Here is a 23,866-nt window from a genome sequence, read left to right as displayed (position 1 = left end):
GTCAGGCACGCAGCCTGGCGGCTTATTCATTGACTCTTAATGCGCCGTTATCCTGCCCGGAATCGCCATCTGGCTGGGCTTCATCGTCCTCCAGCTCAGCGATATTTTCGGCCGATTCCGGCATGGCCTGTTCAACAAGCCGCGGATTAATCGGCCGTTTCACCTCGATACCCAGCTGACGGAAGCTTTCGGTCTGGGCGATCATATTGCCCCGCCCTTCCGACAGTTTTTTCATTGCCTGACGGTAACTGTCCTGCGCTTTGTCCAGACTTTGGCCCATTGAGGACATGTCATCGACAAACAGGCGCATTTTATCGTAGAGCTTCGCGGCACGATCGGCGATGCGTTGGGCATGGCGGCTCTGTTGCTCATAGCGCCAAAGATTGTTAATCGTCCGTAACGCCACCAGCAGGGTGGTTGGACTGACTAACATGATGTTCAGGTTGAGCGCTTCGTTAATCAACTCCGGCTGACGATCGATCGCCAGTAAAAAGGCCGGTTCAACCGGGATAAACATCAACACATAATCCAGGGAGCGTAAACCGGGCAATTGTTGGTAATCTTTTCGGCTCAGCTGACGTAAATGCCCACGAATGGCGGCAATATGCTCGCTGATTGCCGCTTCGCGCTGCGCCTCATCGTCACCGTTGAAGTAACGTTCGTAGGCCACCAGCGTCATTTTGGCATCGATAACCACATCTTTGCCCTGCGGCAGACGCACGATCACATCCGGCTGCATCCGTCCGTTCTGTTCTAACTGAATGGTGACCTGGGTTTCATACTCATGGCCTTCCCGCAGCCCGGAGGCTTCAAGCACGCGGCTCAAGACCACTTCACCCCAGTTACCCTGGGTTTTATTGTCGCCTTTCAGCGCTTTGGTCAGGTTGATCGCTTCCTGCGCCATTTGCGCGTTCAGCTGCTGCAGGTTGCGGATTTCATGCGAGAGGGTATGACGTTCACGGGCTTCCTGGCCAAATCCGTCCTGCACCTGGCGGCGGAAGCCTTCCAGCTGTTCACGCAGTGGCGAAATCAGGCTGTTAAGGCTTTGCTTGTTTTGCTCATCAACGCGGCGGCCACTGTTTTCGAAAATCCGGTTTGCAAGGTTTTCAAATTGCGCGTTCAGCCGCTGCTCGCTGTTGACCAGCAGGCGCTGTTTCTCTTCAGCAGCCATGCGGGTTTCTTCAAGACGGATGGTGACTTCGCGCAGTTCGGCTTCCTGAGAACTGTTGATTTCCAGCTGGTTGCGTAATTCCCGCGTCAGCTGTTCAGTTTCATTGCGCCAGTGATCGAGGTGGTGAAGCTTTTCCTGGGCCGCAGACAGCGTCCCGTGTAGCTGGCGCAACTCGAGCTCATTCTGCCGTTGCGCCTGCTGACAGGTTTCGACCTGCTGCTGCAGCCGTTGACGCTCTTCGCGCAGCTGTTCCGCTGACTGCAGCAGCAATTGCCGTTCGGTTTCCTGCCGGGCTGAGACCTGCTGCCCGCGAAACCAGGCGATTGTCCAGCCTGCCAGCACACCGGCCAGCGCCAGACAAACGCCATAACTGATTGTTGCCTCCACCTTTATTCTCCCGCATGGACTTATCTACGGGAAAAGGTAGAGGCCTACTGTATGAATGTCCAGATAAAAAGCGTCAGATTAGGCGGCGCGCCGCATCTACTACGATACGTACCGCATCACTCTCGGTTCTTTTCATCGTTTCCGCATCAGGAATTTCCTGCTGAGTGCGGTTGACGATCACACCCGCCACCATACCGGCCCGCAGTCCCTGACTGGCACACATGGTTAACAGCGTTGCCGACTCCATTTCATAGTTCAGCACGCCCATATCCTGCCATTCCTTCATTGAGTTCTGGAAACGGCTGACGACGCGGCCTGAAAAGGTGTCGTAACGCTCCTGACCAGGATAGAACGTATCGGAAGATGCGGTGATACCAATGTGGGTGGTTGCGCCTGCCGCTTTCGCCGCGTCGACCAGCGCCGTGGTGCAGGTAAAGTCCGCGACAGCCGGGAACTCCAGCGGGGCGAAGTGCAGGCTGGCGCCATCAAGACGCACTGAGCCGGTGGTGACCAGCACATCGCCGACGTTAATCTCTGGCTGAATAGCGCCAGTGGTACCGACGCGCAGGAAGGTGCGCACGCCCAGTTGAGCCAGTTCTTCCACTGCAATAGACGTTGAAGGACCGCCGATGCCGGTGGAACAGACGATCACCGCCTTGCCATCCAGCTCTGCACGCCAGCTGGTAAATTCACGGTGTGAAGCCAGATGGACCGGGTTTTCCATCAATGCCGCAATTTTTTTCACCCGCTCAGGATCGCCCGGCACAATCGCCAAGGTCGCGCCCTGCAAATCCGCTTTTGTTAAACCCAAATGAAAAACGTCTGAGTGTGCCATTTCAAACTCCTGTAACGGGAAAGGGGGATAAGGATCAGGCGGTCACAATAATGCAAAGCTGCCGAAAATTATGTGAATCGCATCACTTCGTCCAATGAAAGTTACATTGAATCAACAACAAGAAGTGACATACATCACATTTAAACACTCTTTCCTTTCGGATTGCCACAACTTGCCCTCCCGGTCAGGTAATGGCAGTGTTAATGATGGGTAGAGAGCAACCCCCTGACCCAAACGTAATCCTGGCTATAGTTAGCTGATTGCGCTAATGCATGCATGGAGAGGACAATGAAAACCGACGAGAATACGACTCAAAAAATGAGCAATAATGGGTTCACTCCTGCGGTATCGCCTACCGCATCGACCACGATTATTACTGACAGTGACGCCATCCAGTCAGGTGAAACATCCATTCCTACTCAGGGCGAGAACATGCCCGCTTTTCACGCCAAACCGCGTCATGTCAGCGGCCCACTGCCGGTGATTCTGGTGGTTCAGGAGATTTTTGGCGTGCATGAACACATTCGCGATATCTGCCGTCGCCTGGCTGCCGAAGGCTATCTGGCGGTTGCGCCAGAGCTCTACTTCCGCCAGGGCGATCCTGCTGAATACGACGATATCCCGACGCTGTTTAAAGAATTAGTCAGCACCGTTCCGGATAATCAGGTGTTGGCCGATTTGGATCACGTTGCCAACTGGGCCTCCCGTCACGGCGGCGATATGCGCAATATGGGCATCACCGGCTTCTGCTGGGGCGGACGCATTACCTGGCTGTATGCAGCACACAATCCACAGCTGAAAGCCGCCGTGGCCTGGTATGGCAAAATGGTCGGTGAGAAGACACTGAAGCAGCAGAAGCAGCCGGTTGATATCGCGGTGGATTTAACTGCGCCGGTGTTAGGACTTTATGGCGGCAAGGATGACAGCATCCCGCAGGAGAGCGTGGAGACTATGCGCCAGGCACTGCGTGCAGCGAACGCCAAATCGGAAATTATTGTTTATCCGGATGCGGGCCATGCGTTTAATGCCGATTACCGCCCAAGCTATCATGGAGAGTCGGCCAAAGATGGCTGGCAGCGCATGCTCGCCTGGTTCCGGCAGAATGGCGTGAAGTAATAAAAAAAGGGGCGCCAGGCGCCCCACATCACTTCAATCACACAGAAATCAGGCCGGTTTTTTAGTCTTGCGCAGATTCTGTGCGGCTTGCACCATGTTCGCTAACGCCTGACGTGTTTCTGTCCAGCCGCGCGTTTTCAGACCACAATCCGGATTCACCCACAGACGCTCAGTCGGGATGCGCTTCGCCGCCTTCAGCAGCAGTTCTTCCATCCATTCCACGCCGGGCACGTTTGGCGAATGAATGTCGTACACGCCAGGGCCGATCTCATTCGGATAATCAAACTCCTCAAACGACTCCAGCAGTTCCATATCCGACCGTGAGGTTTCGATGGTGATCACGTCCGCATCCAGCGCCGCAATCGACCCCATGATGTCGTTGAACTCGCAGTAACACATATGGGTATGGATCTGCGTGTCATCCCGCGCCACGGCAGCATTCAGGCGGAAGGCATCAACGGCCCATGCCAGATAGGCCGCCCAGTCGGACTGGCGCAGCGGCAGACCTTCACGCAGGGCAGGCTCATCGATCTGAATGATGCCGATGCCGGCTTTTTCCAGGTCCTCCACTTCATCGCGCAGCGCCAGAGCAATCTGCTTAGCGATGGTTTCACGGCTCACGTCTTCACGCGGGAATGACCAGCAAAGGATGGTAACCGGCCCGGTCAGCATGCCTTTCACCGGTTTCTCCGTCAGGGACTGGGCGTATTTCGCCCACTCAACGGTGATCGCCGCCGGGCGGCTGACGTCGCCGATAATAACGGGCGGTTTGACGCAGCGTGAACCGTAGCTCTGCACCCAGCCATTTTGCGTGAAGGCAAAACCGTCGAGGTTCTCGCCAAAATACTCAACCATGTCGTTACGTTCGGCTTCGCCGTGAACCAGCACATCCAGACCCAGACGTTCCTGCTCAGCAATGGCCTGTTTGATATGTCCGGCAATGCCGGTACGGTAGTGATTACTGTCGAGGCGACCCTGTTTGAAGTCCAGGCGCAGGCCACGGATTTCGGTAGTTTGTGGGAACGAACCGATGGTGGTGGTCGGCCAGGCCGGCAGGTTAAAGCGCTTGCGCTGCGCGTCAGCACGTACGCTATAGCCATGATCGCGCTGGCTGTCTTTCGCGGTGATCGCCGCAAGACGTTTGCTGACCGCCGCGTTATGCACCCGACCCGAATCACGGCGGGCACGGATCGGTGCGCTCCAGGCCTCCAGTGACTGCGGGTTATTGTTGTTCAGCGCGTTGCTCAGCAGTGACAGCTCAGCACACTTTTGCAGGGCGAAGGCGAACCAGCTTTTCACTTCGTCGTCCAGGCGGGTTTCGGTACTCAGGTCGATAGGGCTGTGCAGCAGCGAACAGGACGAACCGATCCACAGCTGTTTGCGCTGGGAAACCAGCGGTTGCAGGCGTTCAAACCAGCTACTTAAGTCGGCTCGCCAGACGTTACGGCCATTGATAACGCCGACGGACAGCAACCAGTCGGCAGGGATCCTGGCATTTAGCGCAACGATATCGTCTTTACCCTGCACCAGGTCAACGTGCAGCCCCTGCACCGGCAGCGTACGGAGGGTATTGATGTTAGTGCCGGCGCTGTCAAAGTAGGTGGTCAGCAGCAGTTTGGTGTTGCCCTGCAAGGCATCATAAGCCGGTTTGAAGGCGTTCAGCCATTCCTGCGGCAGTTCCAGCACCAGCGCAGGTTCATCAATCTGTACCCATTCAATTCCGCGGGTAGCCAGCTCGCCCAGCACCTGCTGGTAGACCGGCAGAATGTCTTTCAGCAGGCTCAGTCGGTCAAACTGTTCGCCTTTTACTTTACCCAACCACAGATAGGTTACCGGGCCCAGCAGCACCGGTTTTACGTTGTGGCCAAGAGCCAGCGCTTCATCGACTTCTTCCAGAATTTGTGTCCAGCTAAGTTTGAACTGCTGGCCCTGGGTGAATTCCGGCACCATGTAGTGGTAGTTGGTGTTGAACCACTTGGTCATTTCGGCAGCGGCAGCGGGCTCACCCGTGGGTGCCCGGCCACGGCCAAGACGGAACAACGTGTCCAGATCGACAGAGCCGTCTTTGTTTTGGTGACGGGCCGGCACGTTGCCCAACATCAGGCTGGTGGTCAGAACGTGATCGTACCAGGCGAAGTCACCCACCGGCACCCGATCAACGCCCGCCTGCTTCTGCTGCTGCCAGTGGCGGGCACGCAGTTCGCGGCCTACCGCCAGTAAATCGTCCTGAGTGCTGTTACCCGCCCAGTAGCTTTCCTGCGCTTTTTTCAGTTCGCGACGCAGACCGACGCGAGGGAATCCAAGTGTGTGGTTCAGAATGGTCATCAGTTCTTTCCTCAGTTGTTGCCCGCTGTCCTTGCAGATGCAATCAGGCTTTTAGACGTCCAGATGTTTACACATCTATAATCCGCAGGTACTGTAGTCACCACAAGCGCAAATTGTTCACTGTCGATGTGAAGGACTCTCATGATCGAACTCAAACACCTGCGGACGCTGCAGGCGCTGCGGACAACCGGTTCGCTGGCGGCCGCGGCGGCCCAGCTTCACCAAACGCAGTCGGCGTTATCTCATCAGTTCAGCGACCTGGAACAGCGTCTGGGCTTTCGGTTATTCGTGCGTAAAAGCCAGCCGCTGCGCTTTACGCCCCAGGGCGAAATCCTGCTGCAGCTGGCGGAACAGGTGTTGCCGCAGATCCAGCAGGCGCTTCAGGCCTGCCACGAGCCTCACCAGACCACGCTGCGCATCGCCATTGAATGCCATAGCTGTATCCAGTGGCTGACGCCGGCGTTGAGTAATTTCCGTCAGAGCTGGCCTCAGGTGGTGATGGATTTCAAATCGGGCGTGACCTTCGACCCTCAGCCTGCCTTGCAGCAGGGCGAGCTGGATATCGTGCTGACCTCCGATATTCTGCCGCGCAGTGGCCTGTTCTATTCGCCGATGTTTGATTTTGAAGTGAGGTTAGTGCTGGCCCAGGATCATCCACTGGCGAAAGTGGACCATATCTCGCCGGAAGATTTGGCGAATGAAGTGCTGATGATTTATCCGGTGCAGCGTCAGCGTCTGGATATCTGGCGACACTTCCTGCAACCGGCTGGCGTCAGCCCGGCGCTGAAAAGCGTTGATAACACCCTACTGCTGATCCAGATGGTGTCGGCCGGAATGGGGATTGCGGCATTGCCACATTGGGTGGTGGAAAGCTTCGAACATCAGGGACTGGTGGTAACCAAAACGCTGGGTGATGGCCTGTGGAGTCGGCTGTATGCCGCCGTGCGCGATGGTGAACAGCGTCAGCCGGTGACCGAAGCCTTTATCCGTTCTGCCCGCCAGCATGCCTGCGATCATCTGCCGCTGGTCAGAGACGCTTCTCAGCCCGGTGCCGCACTGCCCTCTCCGCTGACCCACTCCTGATTTACCTGCCAGCCTGAATCGCTGGTGGGTTTTCCTGTATCAACGGCCATTTGTCACTATAATGCGCACAACAGCCTTTGATCCCTGATGAGATTTTTATGACTAATAACGACGTTCTGCGCAGCGTGCGCTTCATGCTTAACCTGAGCGATGCGCAGGTTGTGGCAATTTTGGCGCTGGCAGAAACAGAAGTCACCGAAGCCGAAATCAACAGCTTCCTGAAGAAAGACGATGAAGACGGTTTCCGTGAATGCCCGGATGTGATTATGGGCTACTTCCTGAATGGCCTGATTTTCCAGCGCCGCGGCAAAAGTGAAGATGCACCAGAGCCGTCCATCGAGCGCAAGATGACCAATAACATCATGATGAAGAAGCTGCGCGTGGCGTTCGATCTGAAAACCACCGACATTCTCGACATTCTGAAGATGGCGGATTTTGCGGTGGGACAGTCTGAGATTGGGGCGATTTTCCGCAAGCCGGGTCACAAAAACTACCGCGAGTGCGGCGATCAGATCCTGCGTAACTTCCTGAAAGGACTGACCATGAAAATCCGTCCTGCGGTTGTGCCAAAAGCCAAGTAAGTCATAACGGGCAGCAGCAGTCTGCCCGTTTTTCCTGCCCGTTATCCCCGCACGTTCCCCATGCTATCGGCCTTTCACGATCCAGTGTCGGTGCACCAGCAATGAAGCGAAAATAACCGCGGCACCAATAATAAAGCTCGGCCAGTGTGGCTGCTGCTGCCAGATCGCCAGGTTCACCAGCAGTCCGGCGGGCACATGCATGTTGTTCATGATCCCCAGCGTGCCGGCATCAACCTGCGTCGCACCATAGTTCCACATAAAGTAGCCCAGCCCAGACGCCACCACACCCAGCCAGATCAAAATGCCCCACTGCAGCGAAGTCGTCGGTAATTTTTGCGGATTTCCCCACATAAACCACGCCACAACGGCAATCATCGCCGCGCCCAGATAGAACCAGGAGAACGCGGTGTGCTGCGGTACCGGCCGGATTTCCTGCAGGCGCTTATACCCGACCATGCCAATGGCAAAGATAAGGTTCGCCAGCTGCACCAGCATCAGGCCGAACCAGAAATGATCGCTGACTTTGTCGTAGCGGATGATAGCCGCGCCGCCCACCGCCAGCATCGCGCTAAGGGCATAGCCCCAGCGCACGCCGCGGCCGGTCAGCAAATCATAAACCAGCGTCACGTACAGCGGCGTCATCACCGTAAACAGCAGGAATTCCTGCACGCTGAGGTAGAGATAGGCCTGGAAACTGATCAGATACATGATGCCGAGCTGCAATGCGCCCACCGCCATGTACATCAGGATGGTCGAGGCCCGATAGCCACGCCAGCGCAGAAACGGCAGAAACACCACCGCCGCCAGCACCAGGCGCACTAATACCGAAAATACGCTATCGACCTGGCCCGCCAGGTATTCGCCAATCAGGCTAAAAGAAAATGCCCACAAAATTGTGGTGACAATCAGTAACGTCACAATGGGAGACTCTGCTGCGAAAAGTGCGCTCAGTGTAACGAAATGACCGTAGTTGCAGGAAAGTATTTAGTTTACATCTGGCGCTTTTTCATCCTTTCGCGCTGTCATAAAAATGTAACATTTGTGTAAACCTTCACAGTCTCAACAGCAGAAAACCCCTATCCTGTGCGCGAAATGGAACATCCCTACGCCCTTTGACGGACGGATCGATGATGTGAGGCGTCCGCGGAGGTTAAAACAACAAGAACGTCGCCATTGGAGGCTTATATGTTAAGTATTTTCAAACCGGCATCTCATCAGCCGCGCGTTGAAGCCAGCCAGGTGGATCCGCTCTACCGCAAGCTACGCTGGCAAATCTTCCTCGGTATATTCTTCGGTTACGCCGCCTACTATCTGGTGCGTAAAAACTTCGCGCTGGCCATGCCCTACCTGATTGAACAGGGATTCTCACGGGGCGATCTCGGCTTCGCGTTATCCGGTATTTCTATCGCTTACGGTTTTTCCAAATTCATTATGGGATCGGTCTCGGACCGCTCTAATCCCCGCTATTTCCTGCCCGCCGGTTTGATCCTGGCCGCTGCGGTGATGCTGTTTATGGGCTTTGTGCCCTGGGCTACGTCCAGCATCATGGTGATGTTTGTCCTGCTGTTTCTCTGCGGCTGGTTCCAGGGCATGGGCTGGCCACCGTGCGGGCGAACCATGGTTCACTGGTGGTCACAGAAAGAGCGTGGCGGCATTGTGTCGGTGTGGAACTGTGCACATAACGTTGGCGGCGGCATCCCACCGTTGCTGTTCCTGCTGGGCATGGCGTGGTTTAACGACTGGAAAGCAGCGCTCTATATGCCGGCGTTCGGCGCGATTCTGGTGGCTGTTTTTGCCTTTGCGCTGATGCGAGACACGCCACAATCCTGTGGTTTGCCTCCGATTGAAGAGTACAAGAACGACTATCCGGTGGATTACGATGAGAAGCATGAAGAGGAGCTGACCGCTAAGCAGATCTTTATGCAGTACGTTCTGCCGAACAAACTGCTGTGGTACATCGCGCTGGCGAACGTGTTCGTTTATCTGCTGCGTTACGGCATCCTCGACTGGTCACCGACCTACCTGAAAGAGGTTAAGCACTTCGCGCTGGATAAATCCTCCTGGGCATATTTCTTCTACGAATACGCCGGGATCCCAGGAACGTTGCTGTGCGGCTGGATGTCGGACAAAGTCTTTAAGGGGAATCGCGGGGCGACCGGGGTGTTCTTTATGGTGCTGGTGACCATTGCCACGGTGATTTACTGGATGAATCCCGCAGGCAATCCGGGGATCGATATGGCCTGTATGATCGTCATCGGCTTCCTGATTTATGGCCCGGTGATGCTGATTGGACTGCATGCGCTGGAACTGGCACCGAAAAAGGCGGCAGGCACGGCGGCAGGCTTTACAGGTTTGTTTGGTTACCTTGGCGGATCGGTCGCGGCAAGCGCGATTGTCGGTTATACCGTGGATTACTTTGGCTGGGACGGCGGCTTTATCATCATGATTGGCGGCTGCGTGCTGGCGGTGATCTTCCTGCTGCTGACCATGCTCAGTGAAAACAAACATAAACAGCAGCTGAAGTCGGCTGAATAACGTGAGACCGCCCCGGATTCGGGGCGGTTATTACGGCTTACACGTTGTACATCTTGCGCAGGTAATGCGGCACCGCGTTATCCGCGTTGCTGCCAATCACTTCCAGCTCCGGCAGGAAATCTTTCAGGCGCTGGTGAGAGTTGCTCATGATGCAGCCTTTGCCCGCCATGCTCAGCATCTCTTTATCATTCATGCCGTCACCGAAGGAAATGCAGTCCTTCAGGCTGTAACCCAGCGATTGCGAGACGGCATCCAGCGCGTGGCCTTTAGAGACGCCACCCGCCATCACTTCCAGACAGGTTGGCAGCGAGAAACTGACGTTAACCCGGTCACCCCAGCGTGCGATCAGCGCTTCTTCCAGCGGGATCAGCAGTTCGGGCTTACCACAGGTAAAGAACACCTTGCTGATGCCATCGGTTGGCAGCGACCCCGGCTGATAGATCTGATAGTTGAAGTCGGACTCACGGAAAAAATCCATCTCTTCAGGGCGATTGCGGTTCAGGAACCACTCTTCATCGCGATAGACGTTGGTGAAGATGTCCTGATGGTCGTGGTGCATCGCAAACAACTCACTGGCGATGTCTTCATCCAGGTTGTGGCTGAACACCAGCTCGCCGGCGGTATTGTGCACGCGAGCGCCGTTGGAGGTGATCATAAACGCATCAATCCCCAGGCTGTCGCGCATCTGGGCGACATCGATATAGTGACGGCCGGTGGCAAAAATAAAGTTCACGCCTTTGCGGGTCAGCAGCGGCAGCGTTTCACGGGCGAAGGAGGAGAGACGGTGATCCGGAGACAACAGGGTGCCATCAAGATCGGAAGCAACGATAGGGTACATAAAACCTCTGGTTTGTCTGTTATCGGGCATGCTTTCTTGCCCGCTAATGAGAGTCATATCTGAGTCGTGCACAATTAGGGATGTCTGGAAAAAAACGCGACGATCGCGTCCAGCGCTTCGGCACGCATGCTGTCTTTTTCAAACAAGATCTCATGACGCGCGCCGTCGATAACAAACGGTTTTCCCCCTTCGCAGGGTTGCCCCGCAGTGGTCATGGCCTGACAGAATAAATCCTGGGCCCGGTTATCCACCACCTTGTCCGCACCGGCCTGCAGCAGCAGCAGCGGCGTGGTGATTTCTTTCGCTTTCTCTAAAATGCTTTGTCCGGCCAGCACGCCTTCACGCACCCAATGGTAGGTTGGACCACCTACCCGCAGGCCGGGGTCGTCAGCGTAAAAGCGCAGATTGCGCCGGTAACGTTCACGGCTGTGGGTCAGCGCATTGATACCAAACGGGCGTGCGCGCCATTTTCCGGTGCCCATCGCATAACCATCACGGAATGCCGGACGTTTCTCTGCCCAGTTCAGGATCTGGTTGGCCATCCATACGGGCATCGGCAGATAGATACCGAACATTGGTGACGCCAGCACCACCGCATCGAACGCTTTCGGCTGTCTTGCCAGCATCAGCGTCAGGATCGCGCCACCCATCGAGTGAGCAAGCGCATAACGATAACGGTAATTGCGGCTGGCAATTTCCTTTTGATACAGCGTTTCCAGATCGTCGACATAGTGGTCGAAGGCTTCCACGTGGCCACGGTGCGAATCCTGCAGCAACCGGCCCGAACGTCCCTGCCCACGGTGGTCGATAATCACCACATCATAGCCGCAGTGGAACAGATCGTAGGCCAGCTCAGGGTATTTCACGTAGCTTTCGATGCGCCCCGGGCAGAGCAGAATAACGTTATCGTGTTTTGCAGCGCTGAAGCGGACGTAGCGGATCGCCACGTCTTCCACGCCGGTAAATTCACCCTCTTCCCGGCGCTTCCAGAAATCCAGCAGCGGGCCTGTAGCAAAAGCGGCAAACGCCTTTTCACGCGTTGGCCAGCCGTTTTTTCGACCTGTCATCGGCTTCAGCCCTCACTCCCTTCATCCGCTGCGAAAGACCTCACGTCATCCCGTAGCGCAACCGCAAACAATGACGTATTGTGTCACACTTCTGCGCTATCAGGGAGCGTTACCCATGACCATCGAGTGGTGGCTGGCTTATCTTCTTACAACCAGCATTTTAAGTCTTTCCCCGGGTTCGGGTGCCATTAATACCATGAGCACCGGCATCAGCCATGGCTATCGTGGCGCGGTTGCCTCTATTTCTGGCCTGCAGGTCGGTCTGTCGCTGCACATTGTGCTGGTCGGCATTGGGCTGGGCGCGCTGTTCTCCCAGTCCGTTTTAGCGTTTGAAATTCTGAAGTGGGCAGGTGCGGCCTATCTGGTCTGGCTGGGCATCCAGCAGTGGCGCTCTGGCGGCGGTATCGATCTGCAAGCCGTGGCGAAAGCCATGCCACGTCGCAAGCTGTTTAAGCGGGCGGTGTTGGTTAACCTGACCAATCCGAAGAGCATTGTTTTTCTGGCGGCGCTGTTCCCGCAGTTCATCATTCCGCATCAGCCGCAGGCGATTCAGTATCTGGTGCTGGGCGTGACGACGGTGGTGGTCGATATCATTGTGATGATTGGCTATGCCACATTAGCAACGCGCATCGCGGGCTGGATCAAAGGGCCAAAGCAGATGAAGTTGCTGAACAGAACCTTTGGCGGGATGTTTATGGCGGTGGGTGCGTTGCTGGCCTCAGCCCGACGCATTGCCTGACAGGCGAAGCGAAAAGGCCGGGCAGCCAGCCCGGCCTCTGATTGCCTTACTCTTCGTCACCATCGACGTGATCCCGGATCATCACCATAAACGGCTTACCAAATCGCTCCAGCTTCTTCTGCCCTACCCCGTTGACGCCCAGCATCTCTGATGCGGTGATCGGCATCTGCTCGGCCATTTCAATCAGCGAGGCATCGTTGAACACCACATACGGCGGGACGTTGTTTTCGTCGGCAATCGCTTTGCGTAATTTCCGCAGCTTGGCGAACAGCTTGCGATCGTAATTGCCGCCGTAAGATTTCTGGCTGCTGCTGCGGGTTTTGACCGTTACCAGCCTTGGCACCGCCAGCATCAGTGAGGCTTCGCCCCTGAGGACCGGTCGGGCCGCTTCCGTAAGCTGTAGGGCAGAGTGCATCGCAATGTTTTGCGTCACCAGCCCGAGGTGGATCAGCTGACGCAGCACGCTCACCCAGTGTTCATGGCTCTGATCTTTACCAATGCCGTAAATCGGCAATTTGTCGTGCTGCATATCGCGGATACGCTGATTGTTCGCGCCTCTCAGCACTTCAACAATGTAGCCCATACCGAAACGCTGCCCAACGCGATAAATACCGGATAATGCTTTCTGCGCTTCCACCAGGCCATCATACCGGCGTGGCGGATCGAGGCAGATATCGCAGTTGTCGCAAGGCTGCTGACGACCTTCGCCAAAGTAATTCAGTAGCACCAGTCGACGGCAGGTTTGCGCTTCCGCAAAGGCACCCATAGCGTTCAGCTTATGTCGCTCAATATCCTGCAACGGACCCGGCGCTTTTTCATCCAGGCAGCGGCGCAGCCAGGCCATATCGGCCGGATCGTACAGCATCAGCGCTTCGGCAGGCAGGCCATCGCGCCCGGCGCGCCCGGTTTCCTGATAATAGGACTCGATATTGCGGGGGATATCAAAGTGCACCACAAAGCGTACGTTGGGCTTGTTGATGCCCATGCCAAACGCCACCGTGGCGACAACGATTTGCAGGTCATCACGTTGGAAAGCTTCCTGAACCTGCGCGCGATGGGCATTGTCCATCCCGGCATGATAGGCGCCGACGCTCAGCCCACGGCTTTGCAACCTGGCGGCGGTGTCTTCCACTTTCGCCCGGCTGTTACAGTAAATGATGCCGCACTTGCCCCGTTGATCCTGCACGTAGCGGAGCAGCTGCTCGGTGGGTTTGAATTTTTCGACCAGCGTGTAGCGGATATTCGGGCGGTCGAAGCTGCTGATTTGGATCAGCGGATCGTCCAGCTGAAGCAGACGCGCAATATCATTGCGAGTGGTTTCATCCGCCGTGGCCGTCAGGGCCATCACCGGCACATCAGGCAGGCGCTGACGCAGCTGGCCCAGGGCGCCGTATTCAGGACGGAAATCATGGCCCCACTGGGAAATACAGTGCGCTTCATCGACCGCCAGCATGGCTGGATTCCAGTGCAGCAGATTGTCGAGGAAGTTATCCATCATCAGGCGTTCAGGCGCGATGTACAGCAGCCGCACTTTACCCGTACGGCAACCGGCCATCACCTCCTGCTGCTCTTCACGGGTCTGGGTGGAGTTGAGGCAAGCGGCCGAAACGCCGTTAGCCAGCAGCTGATCCACCTGATCTTTCATCAGCGAGATCAGCGGAGAGACCACCAGCGTCAGGCCTTCTCTTACCAGCGCAGGGATTTGATAGCAGAGCGACTTACCGCCCCCGGTCGGCATAACGACCAGGCAGTCACGCCCGTTCAGTGAGGCCTGAATGATCGATTGTTGTCCTGGGCGAAAGTGCTGGTAGCCGAAGGTCTCTTGCAGTACCTGTTCCGCCAGCGCTTCCTGATTGATAACTGCCGTTGACACGTATTCCCCAAATCTGATGAGGGGTGAGCGGCGTCAGCCACTCACCCAAAAACATTAAAACAGGTCGTTCAACATCACGCCTACACCCACGCGCGTCTGGCGGTGATTGTAGTCAATCAGTGATTCACCATAGCCGCTGAACACCTGAGTGTAGAAGCGAACGTGATTGGTCATCGGGTAGCTCCAGCCCATTTCCGCGCCGCCATAACCGCTGTTCCAGTTATAGTTGCTCTTCACGCTGAAAATGCTCTCGCCCCACTGATAGCCAACGGTCAGGCGATAATACCCCATGTACTTAGTGATATCCGGGTTATCATCATTATTTTCATTTTCTGGAAGGCGGTACCAGGGTTTGGCTTCGACCATCCAGTTGCCGTTCTGCGCCATCAAACGCGCATAGACACGGTTCCAGCTTCGCGACGTCGGTTCTGAGCGTCCGTTGGACTGGTGGTTCAGACCGGTTTCGATATCTCGCAGCGTCCAGCCGGCAAAGGTGTAATCCGTTGCCCATCCCACGAAGATCTGTGGCTGGTAGTCAGTTTCACGAAACGGTGAAGACGCACCGCGGTTTGAAAGCTGCCACCAGTTGCTTTGCGTATAAGACGCGGCCAGCACTGAGTTATCACCCAAAATGCCACGCCACAGCGGAAACGCCAGGCTAAGCTGGAATTTCACTTCATCATGCTTGGCTTTATTGCCCCAGTTATAGGTCTGGATCGCATCTTTATTGATGTTGCTGGTGTCGGTATACAGAACATAGTTACTTTCGTACGGGAAAAGAACGAAAGGGTTGTCATGCTTTTCCAACAGGTTAGCAATGATACTGCCAGGCACGGCGGGCTTGTCATGAACCTCAGTGACCGTGGCCTCTTGTGCCAGAACTAATGTGGGAAACAGGAAGGCTGCAACCAGCAATCCTCTCAGCATAGGCATAATGTTCTCCAGAGCGAATAAAGGGATAAGGGGATAAAAAGCACGCCATTCTACACAGAAAGCGAGTGTGGCATTAGCGCTGTTTTTGTAAAGTGGAAACCTAACCCGCCTGAGCCTAATATGGCCAGCTGCTTCCCATTAAAATGACATTGCCGCAAAGGAATTCTCATGATGTCTGCAGTCCCTCTGACTCAGGATGCCGCGCGCCGCCTGATCGGTGACATTTTTGTTTATCATATGCCGTTTAACCAGGCGCTGGGCCTGCATTTAGACCGGCTGGAACCCGAGTATGCCGAGCTGAGCTTCGCCAATCAGACCCAGCTGGTGGGCAATGTGGCGCAGAAGATTTTGCACGGTGGCGTGATCGCGTCAGTGCTGGACGTGGCGGCCGGTCTGGTCTGCGTCAGCAGCGCGTTGACGCGTCAGGAGAGTATTACCGAAGAGGAGCTGCGTCAGCGATTATCGCGTATGGGCACCATCGATCTGCGGGTCGATTATCTCCGTCCGGGTCGCGGAGAGCGGTTTATTGCCACCAGCAGCCTGCTGCGGGGCGGCAATAAGGTCTCGGTCGCGCGCGTTGAACTGCATAACGACACGGGCCTGTATATTGCCAGCGCTACGGCCACGTACCTGACGGGTTAATGCGCTCATCATGCCGTCAATAGCAGTCCCTACACCCCTACATTAGACCTGATGGAGCCTGTTTTCATGGATGCGCAACACACCCGCCAGGGGATCTTTTTTGCCCTCGGCGCCTATTTTATCTGGGGTATTGCCCCAGCCTATTTCAAACTTCTGCAACAGGTCGCGCCGGGCGAAATCATGACGCACCGGGTGATTTGGTCATTCTTCTTTATGCTGTTGCTGGTCAGTCTCAGCCGGAACTGGGCCAAAGTGAAGCTGATCCTGCAGCAGCCGAAAAAGATCCTGATGCTGGCGGTCTCGGCCACGGTTATCTGTGCAAACTGGCTGATTTTTATCTGGGCGGTGAATAATCAGCATATCCTGGAAGCCAGCCTGGGTTACTTTATCAATCCGCTGCTGAACGTGGTGGTGGGCATGGTATTCCTGAAAGAACGCTTTCGTCGCCTGCAGTGGCTGGCAGTGGCGCTGGCCGCCTGTGGTGTGCTCATTCAGCTGTGGAAGTTTGGTTCGGTGCCGATCATTGCTATCGGGCTGGCGGTCACCTTTTCCGCCTATGGCCTGATCCGCAAAAAGATTGGTGTGGATGCCCAGACCGGCATGTTAGTCGAAACCAGCTGGCTGCTGCCGGTGGCAGCTATTTACCTGTTTGGCATTGCTGATTCCAGCACCAGCCACCTGAGCCAGAATCCACTGACGCTGAACCTGTTGCTGGTGGCCGCCGGGATCGTCACCACCATTCCGCTAATGCTGTTTACTGCCGCCTGTAGCAGGCTGCGCCTGTCGACCGTTGGCTTCTTCCAGTATCTGGGCCCGACGCTGATGTTCCTGCTGGCCGTGGTGTTTTATGGTGAGCAGATGACGCCTGATAAAGTGGTGACCTTCAGCTTTATCTGGGCCGCGCTGGCACTGTTTATTCTGGATGCGGTGTGGACGCTGAAGCGGAGCAGGCAGCCAGGTCTGGCCTGAGTGTTGAAACAAAAAACCCCGCTTGCGCGGGGTTTTCGTTTTTTGCAGCCGGGATTAAAGCCAGTTTTTACGCTTGAAGTAGGCGTAAGGCGCCAGCCCTGCCAGGATCATCAGCGTAATCGCGCCTGGGTAACCAAAGCTCCATTTCAGCTCGGGCATAAACTCGAAGTTCATCCCGTAGCTGGATGCCACCAGCGTTGGCGGCAGGAACACTACCGAGACCACCGAGAAGATCTTGATGATGCGGTTCTGTTCGATATTGATAAAGCCCATCGCCGCCTGCATCAGGAAGTTAACCTTCTGGAACAGCGATTCGTTATGCGGCAGCAGCGATTCGATATCTCGCAGGATTTCACGTGCCTGCTCCAGCTGATTGCCCGGCAAACGCGCTTTACGCACCAGGAAGTTCAGCGCGCGCTGGGTATCCATCAGACACAAACGCACCTTCCAGCCGATATCTTCCAGCTCGGCCAGCGTCGACAGCGCACCATCGAATTCGTCGCCCTGCTGACCTTCCATAATCACGCGGCTGAGCTTTTCCAGATCGCTGTAGATGTTTTCGATTTCATCCGCCAGCTGTTCAATTTTGGTCTCGAACAGATCCAGCAACAGCTCGTAGGCATTCCCGTCGATCAGGATCTGGTTACGGGCACGCATCCTGTAGAGACGAAAAGCAGGCAGTTCGCGCTCGCGCAGCGTGTACAGACGCCCTTCACGAATGGTGAAGGCCACGGTGGAGTTACCGGCGTGGTCATCCGCATCTTCATAGAAGAAAAAGGAGTGGATATGCAGGCCGTCTTCATCTTCAAAGAAACGTGCTGAGGCTTCGATGTCTTCCAATTCAGGCCGGGTGGCCAGGCTCTGGCCCAGCTCGTTCTGGACACGGTCACGCTCATTTTCTTCCGGCTCGATCAGGTCGACCCAAACGGAGCTGGACAGCTCGTCGTTCGGCTCTTCCAGCTCAAGGCGGGTTAAGCGGCTTTTATCCAGTTTAAATGCGCTCAGCATAGCTGTACTCCCAATTCACAGTATCAGAATGGGACAATACGCTTGTACACAGGAAACGAGAGCGTTTCGGTCAGCAACAGCATCTGACTCAGAGCGACGGAAATGCGAGGTCGCCAACAACCGCGAAGGCTATCAGCAGAAGAGGATAGCCTTAGGAGTTGTACCTGGATTGCAGGTCAATGAGCCAGTAGGTACTGGGTGTGTCCAAGGCGAATGTCCTCTTAGGGTAATGGTGCGCGCATGTTACGCTGTGCTGAAAATGGCGTCAACAACCGTACCAGCATAAATACGCAACAAATATTGACAAGTGTTAAGCGAGCAGGAGAGAGGATCGGGGTGACGAAAAACTCACCCCGTAAACGTGATTAAACTGCTTCAAGCTTCGCATAGGCAGCGACCAGCCATTTGATGCCCTGCCCCTGAAATGCCACCTGAAGACGGCTGTGTTCCCCGCTGCCTTCCAGATTAACGATGGTACCTTCACCAAACTTGGCATGCCGCACCCGCTGGCCCAGCGCAAAGCCACTGTCATTCTGTGCCAGCGGCGTGCCCATACGCTGATGGTTAACCGGCCGGCTGACGCTGGCGCGCAGGCGAACTTCCTCGATGCACTCAACCGGCAGTTCGCCGATAAAGCGGGAAGGACGGTGATTCACCTCTTTGCCATAAAGGCGGCGGGTTTCAGCGTAGGTCAGGGTGAGCTTTTGCATCGCTCGCGTCACGCCGACATACGCCAGGCGCCGTTCCTCTTCCAGCCGGCCGCCCTCTTCCAGCGACATCTGGCTGGGGAACATGCCCTCTTCCATGCCGACGATAAACACCTGAATAAATTCCAGACCTTTGGCGGCGTGCATGGTCATCAGTTGCACCGCATCCTGCCATTTGTCGGCCTGACCTTCGCCCGCCTCCAGCGCAGCATGTGAGAGGAATGCCTGCAACGGCATCAGATCTTCATCTTCATCCTGATAGCTGTACTGCCGGGTGGCGTTGACCAGCTCCTCAAGGTTTTCAATACGCGCCTGGCCCTTCTCGCCCTTCTCCTGGTCGTACATCAACCACAGGCCGGAATCCTTGATCACCCGGTCAGTCTGCACGTGCAGTGGCATTTCACTGGTTTCCTGCGCCAGCGAATCCACCAGCTCGGTGAAGCGCTGCAGAGCAGAAGCGGCGCGACCCGCCAGCGCTTTTTCCTGCAACAGCGCGCGGGTACTCTGCCACAAGGTCAGCTGACGTTCGCGGGCGGTCTGACGCACAACGTCCAGCGTACGATCGCCGATGCCGCGGGTTGGCGTGTTCACCACACGTTCAAATGCCGCATCGTCGTTACGGTTGGAGATCATTCGCAGATACGCCAGCGCATCTTTGATTTCCTGACGTTCGAAGAAGCGCTGACCGCCATAAATGCGGTAAGGCATGCTGGTTTGCAGCAAGGCCTCTTCCAGCACGCGCGACTGGGCATTACTGCGATACAGGATGGCGCAGTCTTTCAGCGCCCCGCCGTTTTCCATCCACACCTTAATGCGGTTGACCACAAAGCGGGCTTCATCCAGCTCGTTAAAGGCGCAGTAAATCGAAATCGGTTCGCCATCTTTGCCATCGGTCCACAGCTCTTTACCCAGACGGCCATTGTTATTGGCGATCAGAGTGTTAGCGGCTTTAAGGATGTTATTGGTCGAGCGATAGTTCTGCTCAAGACGAACCGTTTCGGCCCCTTTGAAGTCGGTCAGGAAACGCTGAATGTTTTCGACCTGCGCACCACGCCAGCCATAAATGGACTGATCGTCATCGCCAACAATGATCACCTTGCCGGTGTCACCTGCCAGCATGCGGATCCAGGCGTACTGAATGTTGTTGGTATCCTGGAACTCATCAACCAGCACGTTGGTAAAACGCTCGCGATAGTGGTTGAGGATATGCGGTTTGTTGAGCCACAGCTCGTGAGCACGCAGCAGCAGTTCGGCAAAATCCACCAGCCCGGCGCGATCGCAGGCTTCCTGATAGGCCTGGTAAATGCGTAACCAGGTTTGCTCAACCGGATTGCCGTAGCTTTCGATATGTTTCGGGCGCAGCCCTTCGTCTTTCTTGCCGTTGATGTACCACATCGCCTGACGCGCGGGCCACTGCTTGTCATCCAGATTCATCGCTTTGATCAGGCGCTTCAACAACCTCAGCTGATCTTCACTGTCCAGAATCTGAAAATCCTGTGGCAGATTGGCGTCCAGGTGGTGCGCACGCAGCAAACGGTGCGCCAGGCCATGGAAAGTCCCACTCCACATTCCGCCCTGACTGGTGCCGATCAGCTGCTCTATGCGATGACGCATCTCTGCCGCCGCTTTGTTGGTGAAGGTCACCGCCATAATCGAATAAGGTGAGCAGTTTTCAACGGCCATCAGCCAGGCAATACGATGAACCAGCACGCGTGTCTTGCCGCTGCCAGCACCAGCCAGCACCAGCAAGTTGCTGCGCGGCGCGGCAACGGCGTCGCGTTGTTTGTCATTCAAGCTGTCTAGCAGGTCAGAAACGTCCATAGGCACCGTCAGGAAAGGGGGAGCGCCACGCGCTCCACTGGATATTTAACCAGTCTATTATATCAGCGCAGTCAGCGATGCCAACTGCGAAATTTCCAGCGTGGGAAGCAGGCGGGAATCTGCGATATGCATCAGGTTGCCTTTGCGCAGATTGATCCAGCAGGCCTGCATACCGCAACGCACTGAACCCGCAACGTCAGTCGTCAGGTCATCGCCCACATGCAGAATACTCTGTAGCGGCAGATTCAGCTTCTCAGCCGCAACGTGATACATATCGTCATACGGCTTGGCGCGGCCATCCGGACCGGCACGCAGGATAAACTGGAAGTACTTGTCCAGACCAAACAGGTGCGGCTCAGCGTTACCGTTGGTGATCGCCACCAGCGGGATCTGTTTTGCCAGCGTGGCCAGCGTCTGATGGGTCTCTTCCGGCACGTCGATCTTGCTGCGCCAGTGAGCGAAGTGCGCCATCGCTGCGCGTGAACCTTCTTCGGATTCGCGCGGCGTCAGGCCGGCATTCAGCATCGCCAGTTCCACCGCGCGGCGTCGCCACTCGCTGACATCGTGATAAATGTCTGGCTCCTGCTCGCGCAGGCTGTCGCGCAGCTGCTGATATTGCTCAACGCTGAAATGGTTTAAGGCCGGATGATAAGACTGCAGGAAAGCGTGCGACTCTTCAGTGGTACGCATGATCACCGGATAGTTGTCGTACAGCGTGTCATCCAGATCAAAGGTCATCGCGGCAATCGGTCGCAGCGGTCGGTAAAAGTGCATCAGGATTTTCCTCGTTTGGCACGGGGATGGGCGGCATCGTAAACCGACGCCAGGTGTTGGAAGTCGAGATGGGTATAAATCTGGGTGGTGCTGAGGTTGGCATGACCCAGTAACTCCTGCACCGCGCGCAAATCGCCGCTGGACTCCAGCATATGGGTGGCAAAAGAGTGGCGCAATTTATGCGGGTGAATATGGCTGGAAACGCCCTGCTTCACGCCCCACTCGGCGAAGCGCTTTTGCACGTTGCGGGCGGACATGCGTTTACCGTATTTCGACAGGAAGACCGCCTGGTCTTCGGGTGCAAAAAGTTCGCGCATTTCCAGCCAGTGTTCCATCCATTGCACGGCGGTGCGGCCAATCGGCAAGCGTCGCTCCTTACTGCCTTTACCCACCACCCACACTTCGCCCGAAGCTAAGTCCAGATGGCCGGTATCGATGCCCACCAGCTCTGACAGACGCAATCCGGCACCGTACATAATTTCGAGCATGGCGCGGTCGCGCACCGCCAGCGGATCGTTCAGATCGATATCCAGCAGCTGGCTGACTTCATCCACATCGATATTCTTCGGCAGATGGCGCGGCGCGCGCGGCGTGGCAACGCCTTTTGCCGGATTGGCTTTCAGCACGCCCTGGCTGATTTGCCAGTCGAGGAAGCTGCGGAGTGCGGACAGACGTAAGGCCAGGCTGGCGGGTTTCAGGCCGCCGCGACGGCTGCGGGCCGCCAGCGAACGCACCTGCGCCGCATCCAGCTTGTCCCAGGCCGTTAGCTTCATCTCGGTGAGCAAGGCAAGGCAGGCGGCAAGCTGGCGTTGGTAATTGATTTGAGTCAGCGGACTGAGCTGGCGCTCTACCTTCAGGTAGCGCAGGAATCCCTCTACGGCGGGTTGTAGAGGCGAGTCACTGCTCATGCGCGTTCGACCCAGCGCGTCAGCAGATCGGGCAGCATCTGAGAGAGGTGCTGTAACAGCACGGTTCCCATGCCTGACTGATAATGCTGCGTGTCACGGCTGCTGAAAATCAGCACGCCCAGATCGCCCTGTTCGCCCATCAGCGACATCGCCACCGAACCAATCGCTTTGGCCTGAGGCAGCAACAGCAACAGCTCAGGGCCATTCAGGCTGCCCAGGTAATGCTGCTGTTTACCCAGCCGCTGGATGCGGACGGATTCAAAAGCGTGTCGGGAAAGCGCGAGCTGAGTGAAGTCAGAAGGCGCGCCAATCCGCCATTTCTCGCTGAACAGGCGGACGTTAGCGCCTGCCAGCCCCAGCTCTCTGGCCCAGCGATGCAGGCGATTAAGCATATCGTGCAGGCTGTCTGCGGCCGCAAGGCGGGCCTGCAGGGATAACAGGCGGTCAAACAGCTGCTGATTCGCGCTGGCCTGCTCCATCAGCAGGGTGATCTCTTCTTCTAACTGGGTGATATGGTTGCGCTGGCGAGCCAGCTGCCACTCCACCAGCGAGACCGTACCGCGCACCGGATGGGGCACCAGCATCTGCTCAACCTGACGGGCATTACGGATAAAGAAGTCCGGATTTTGCAGCAGGAACTCGCTGACCGCTCGATCGTCCAGCAGCAATTCGCTGGTCGCCTGTTGTTCTCCGACATTTTTCATAAATGAATAAATCCGTCATAAACGTGAGTGGCTGGACCGGTCATATACAGCGGATGTCCCGGGCCTTTCCAGGCAATGTTTAAGCTGCCGCCAGGCAGATCGACGCGTACTTTTTCAGCCAGCAGCGCCTGCTGAATGCCGACGGCAACCGCCGCACAGGCTCCGCTACCGCAGGCCTGAGTTTCACCCGCGCCACGCTCATACACGCGCAGGCGGATGTGTTCACGGCTGACCACTTCCATAAAGCCGACGTTAACGCGCTCAGGGAAGCGATCGTGACTTTCCAGCACCGGACCCAGGCTTTCGACAGCGGCGGTTTTCACGCTGTCCACTTGCAGCACACAGTGAGGATTACCCATCGACACCACGCCACACATGATGGTTTGCTCAGCAACGCGCATCAGGTAGAGGTTTTCGGCTTTATTGGCGCGGAACGGCACCTGTTGCGGATCGAAGTTGGGTTCACCCATGTTGACGCAAACCAGCTCATCCTGCGTGACGCTAAGCACCATACGCCCGGTTTGCGTGCTGACGCGAATATCATTCTTGTTGGTCAGCCCTTTCAACCGCACGAAGCGGGCAAAACAGCGCGCGCCATTGCCGCACTGGGCAACTTCACTGCCATCAGCATTGAAAATACGGTAATGGAAGTCGAGATCGGGATCGTACGGTGGCTCGACGATCAGCAGCTGATCGAAACCGATCCCCAGATGACGATCCGCCAGACGCCGGATCAATTCTGGAGAAAAATAGACGTTTTGCGTCACGGCATCGACCACCATAAAGTCATTGCCCAGACCGTGCATTTTGGAGAACTGCATTTTTGGCTCCAACGAGTGCGTCATAGTTT

22 protein-coding genes are annotated in these 23,866 nt (G+C 56.1%); 7 read left to right on the top strand and 15 right to left on the bottom strand.

Going from position 1 to position 23,866, the window contains the following annotated elements; genetic code table 11:
- Positions 1-22 precede the first annotated feature (22 nt).
- Entirely contained in the window at positions 23-1,558 is a 1,536-nt protein-coding gene (gene rmuC / locus E2F51_RS08375; RefSeq protein ID WP_134823193.1) for a DNA recombination protein RmuC, read from the bottom strand.
- 73 nt (positions 1,559-1,631) lie between these two features.
- The gene (gene udp / locus E2F51_RS08370) at positions 1,632-2,393 is read right to left on the bottom strand and encodes a uridine phosphorylase (protein WP_013200269.1); all 762 of its coding nucleotides are present in this window, start codon (positions 2,391-2,393) and stop codon (positions 1,632-1,634) included.
- Between the two features lie 288 nt (positions 2,394-2,681).
- Between udp and E2F51_RS08365 the strand changes: the two genes are divergently transcribed.
- Entirely contained in the window at positions 2,682-3,509 is an 828-nt protein-coding gene (locus tag E2F51_RS08365) for a dienelactone hydrolase family protein (protein ID WP_134823192.1), read from the top strand.
- Positions 3,510-3,557: 48 nt separating this feature from the next.
- Here E2F51_RS08365 and metE read toward each other — a convergent pair whose 3' ends face one another.
- Complete coding sequence (gene metE, locus E2F51_RS08360) at positions 3,558-5,834, bottom strand: 5-methyltetrahydropteroyltriglutamate--homocysteine S-methyltransferase (RefSeq protein ID WP_134823191.1); 2,277 nt, start codon at positions 5,832-5,834, stop codon at positions 3,558-3,560.
- A gap of 141 nt (positions 5,835-5,975) precedes the next feature.
- Between metE and metR the strand changes: the two genes are divergently transcribed.
- The gene (gene metR, locus E2F51_RS08355) at positions 5,976-6,917 is read left to right on the top strand and encodes an HTH-type transcriptional regulator MetR (protein ID WP_013200266.1); all 942 of its coding nucleotides are present in this window, start codon (positions 5,976-5,978) and stop codon (positions 6,915-6,917) included.
- A 98-nt stretch (positions 6,918-7,015) separates the two neighbouring features.
- Positions 7,016-7,498: a DUF1456 family protein gene (locus tag E2F51_RS08350; RefSeq protein WP_013200265.1), complete on the top strand. Its 483-nt coding sequence runs from the start codon at positions 7,016-7,018 to the stop codon at positions 7,496-7,498.
- A 63-nt stretch (positions 7,499-7,561) separates the two neighbouring features.
- Here E2F51_RS08350 and E2F51_RS08345 read toward each other — a convergent pair whose 3' ends face one another.
- A complete protein-coding gene (locus E2F51_RS08345; protein WP_013200264.1) occupies positions 7,562-8,416 on the bottom strand; it encodes a carboxylate/amino acid/amine transporter in 855 nt (284 codons plus the stop codon).
- A 267-nt stretch (positions 8,417-8,683) separates the two neighbouring features.
- Between E2F51_RS08345 and glpT the strand changes: the two genes are divergently transcribed.
- A complete protein-coding gene (glpT, locus tag E2F51_RS08340; RefSeq protein WP_013200263.1) occupies positions 8,684-10,033 on the top strand; it encodes a glycerol-3-phosphate transporter in 1,350 nt (449 codons plus the stop codon).
- 37 nt (positions 10,034-10,070) lie between these two features.
- Here the strand turns inward: glpT and yigL are convergent, their stop codons facing one another.
- Both yigL and pldB read right to left on the bottom strand, forming a co-directional pair.
- Complete coding sequence (gene yigL, locus E2F51_RS08335; RefSeq protein ID WP_053142069.1) at positions 10,071-10,871, bottom strand: sugar/pyridoxal phosphate phosphatase YigL; 801 nt, start codon at positions 10,869-10,871, stop codon at positions 10,071-10,073.
- 74 nt (positions 10,872-10,945) lie between these two features.
- The gene (gene pldB, locus E2F51_RS08330; RefSeq protein ID WP_134823190.1) at positions 10,946-11,938 is read right to left on the bottom strand and encodes a lysophospholipase L2; all 993 of its coding nucleotides are present in this window, start codon (positions 11,936-11,938) and stop codon (positions 10,946-10,948) included.
- A 115-nt stretch (positions 11,939-12,053) separates the two neighbouring features.
- Between pldB and rhtB the strand changes: the two genes are divergently transcribed.
- Positions 12,054-12,677 carry a homoserine/homoserine lactone efflux protein gene (gene rhtB / locus E2F51_RS08325; RefSeq protein ID WP_013200260.1) on the top strand — a complete coding sequence of 208 codons (624 nt, stop codon included), beginning with the start codon at positions 12,054-12,056 and terminating at the stop codon, positions 12,675-12,677.
- A gap of 46 nt (positions 12,678-12,723) precedes the next feature.
- Here rhtB and recQ read toward each other — a convergent pair whose 3' ends face one another.
- Both recQ and pldA read right to left on the bottom strand, forming a co-directional pair.
- Positions 12,724-14,550 carry an ATP-dependent DNA helicase RecQ gene (gene recQ / locus E2F51_RS08320; protein WP_013200259.1) on the bottom strand — a complete coding sequence of 609 codons (1,827 nt, stop codon included), beginning with the start codon at positions 14,548-14,550 and terminating at the stop codon, positions 12,724-12,726.
- Positions 14,551-14,604: 54 nt separating this feature from the next.
- Entirely contained in the window at positions 14,605-15,483 is an 879-nt protein-coding gene (gene pldA / locus E2F51_RS08315) for a phospholipase A (RefSeq protein ID WP_041691856.1), read from the bottom strand.
- Between the two features lie 171 nt (positions 15,484-15,654).
- Here pldA and E2F51_RS08310 point away from each other — a divergent pair, with 171 nt between their 5' ends.
- Both E2F51_RS08310 and rarD read left to right on the top strand, forming a co-directional pair.
- A complete protein-coding gene (locus tag E2F51_RS08310; RefSeq protein WP_134824845.1) occupies positions 15,655-16,125 on the top strand; it encodes a thioesterase family protein in 471 nt (156 codons plus the stop codon).
- 66 nt (positions 16,126-16,191) lie between these two features.
- Complete coding sequence (gene rarD / locus E2F51_RS08305; protein WP_134823189.1) at positions 16,192-17,094, top strand: EamA family transporter RarD; 903 nt, start codon at positions 16,192-16,194, stop codon at positions 17,092-17,094.
- Positions 17,095-17,148: 54 nt separating this feature from the next.
- Here the strand turns inward: rarD and corA are convergent, their stop codons facing one another.
- The 7 genes from corA to dapF all read right to left on the bottom strand — a co-directional run bounded on the left by corA (position 17,149) and on the right by dapF (position 23,837).
- A complete protein-coding gene (gene corA, locus E2F51_RS08300; RefSeq protein ID WP_106382071.1) occupies positions 17,149-18,102 on the bottom strand; it encodes a magnesium/cobalt transporter CorA in 954 nt (317 codons plus the stop codon).
- A 151-nt stretch (positions 18,103-18,253) separates the two neighbouring features.
- Positions 18,254-18,310 (bottom strand): YsgD/CorL family protein, encoded by a 57-nt coding sequence (ysgD, locus tag E2F51_RS24295; RefSeq protein ID WP_371732180.1) that lies wholly within the window; start codon positions 18,308-18,310, stop codon positions 18,254-18,256.
- A gap of 157 nt (positions 18,311-18,467) precedes the next feature.
- Positions 18,468-20,630 (bottom strand): DNA helicase II, encoded by a 2,163-nt coding sequence (gene uvrD / locus E2F51_RS08295; RefSeq protein WP_134823188.1) that lies wholly within the window; start codon positions 20,628-20,630, stop codon positions 18,468-18,470.
- Positions 20,631-20,687: 57 nt separating this feature from the next.
- Positions 20,688-21,404 (bottom strand): 5-amino-6-(5-phospho-D-ribitylamino)uracil phosphatase YigB, encoded by a 717-nt coding sequence (yigB, locus tag E2F51_RS08290; protein ID WP_013200253.1) that lies wholly within the window; start codon positions 21,402-21,404, stop codon positions 20,688-20,690.
- Complete coding sequence (gene xerC / locus E2F51_RS08285) at positions 21,404-22,312, bottom strand: tyrosine recombinase XerC (RefSeq protein ID WP_053142063.1); 909 nt, start codon at positions 22,310-22,312, stop codon at positions 21,404-21,406. The genes yigB and xerC overlap by 1 nt, the downstream gene beginning before the upstream one ends.
- On the bottom strand, positions 22,309-23,016 hold the full coding sequence (locus tag E2F51_RS08280; RefSeq protein WP_134823187.1) for a DUF484 domain-containing protein: 708 nt from the start codon (positions 23,014-23,016) through the stop codon (positions 22,309-22,311). The genes xerC and E2F51_RS08280 overlap by 4 nt, the downstream gene beginning before the upstream one ends.
- On the bottom strand, positions 23,013-23,837 hold the full coding sequence (gene dapF, locus E2F51_RS08275) for a diaminopimelate epimerase (RefSeq protein ID WP_013200250.1): 825 nt from the start codon (positions 23,835-23,837) through the stop codon (positions 23,013-23,015). Before dapF ends, E2F51_RS08280 begins: the two co-directional genes overlap by 4 nt.
- Positions 23,838-23,866 lie beyond the last annotated feature (29 nt).

The organism is Erwinia sp. QL-Z3 (genome assembly GCF_004551645.1).
In the GTDB taxonomy this organism is placed as follows: domain Bacteria; phylum Pseudomonadota; class Gammaproteobacteria; order Enterobacterales; family Enterobacteriaceae; genus Erwinia; species Erwinia billingiae.
The sequence above is the reverse complement of the archived record's forward strand: the minus strand, read 5'-3'. Positions and strand labels throughout refer to the sequence as shown.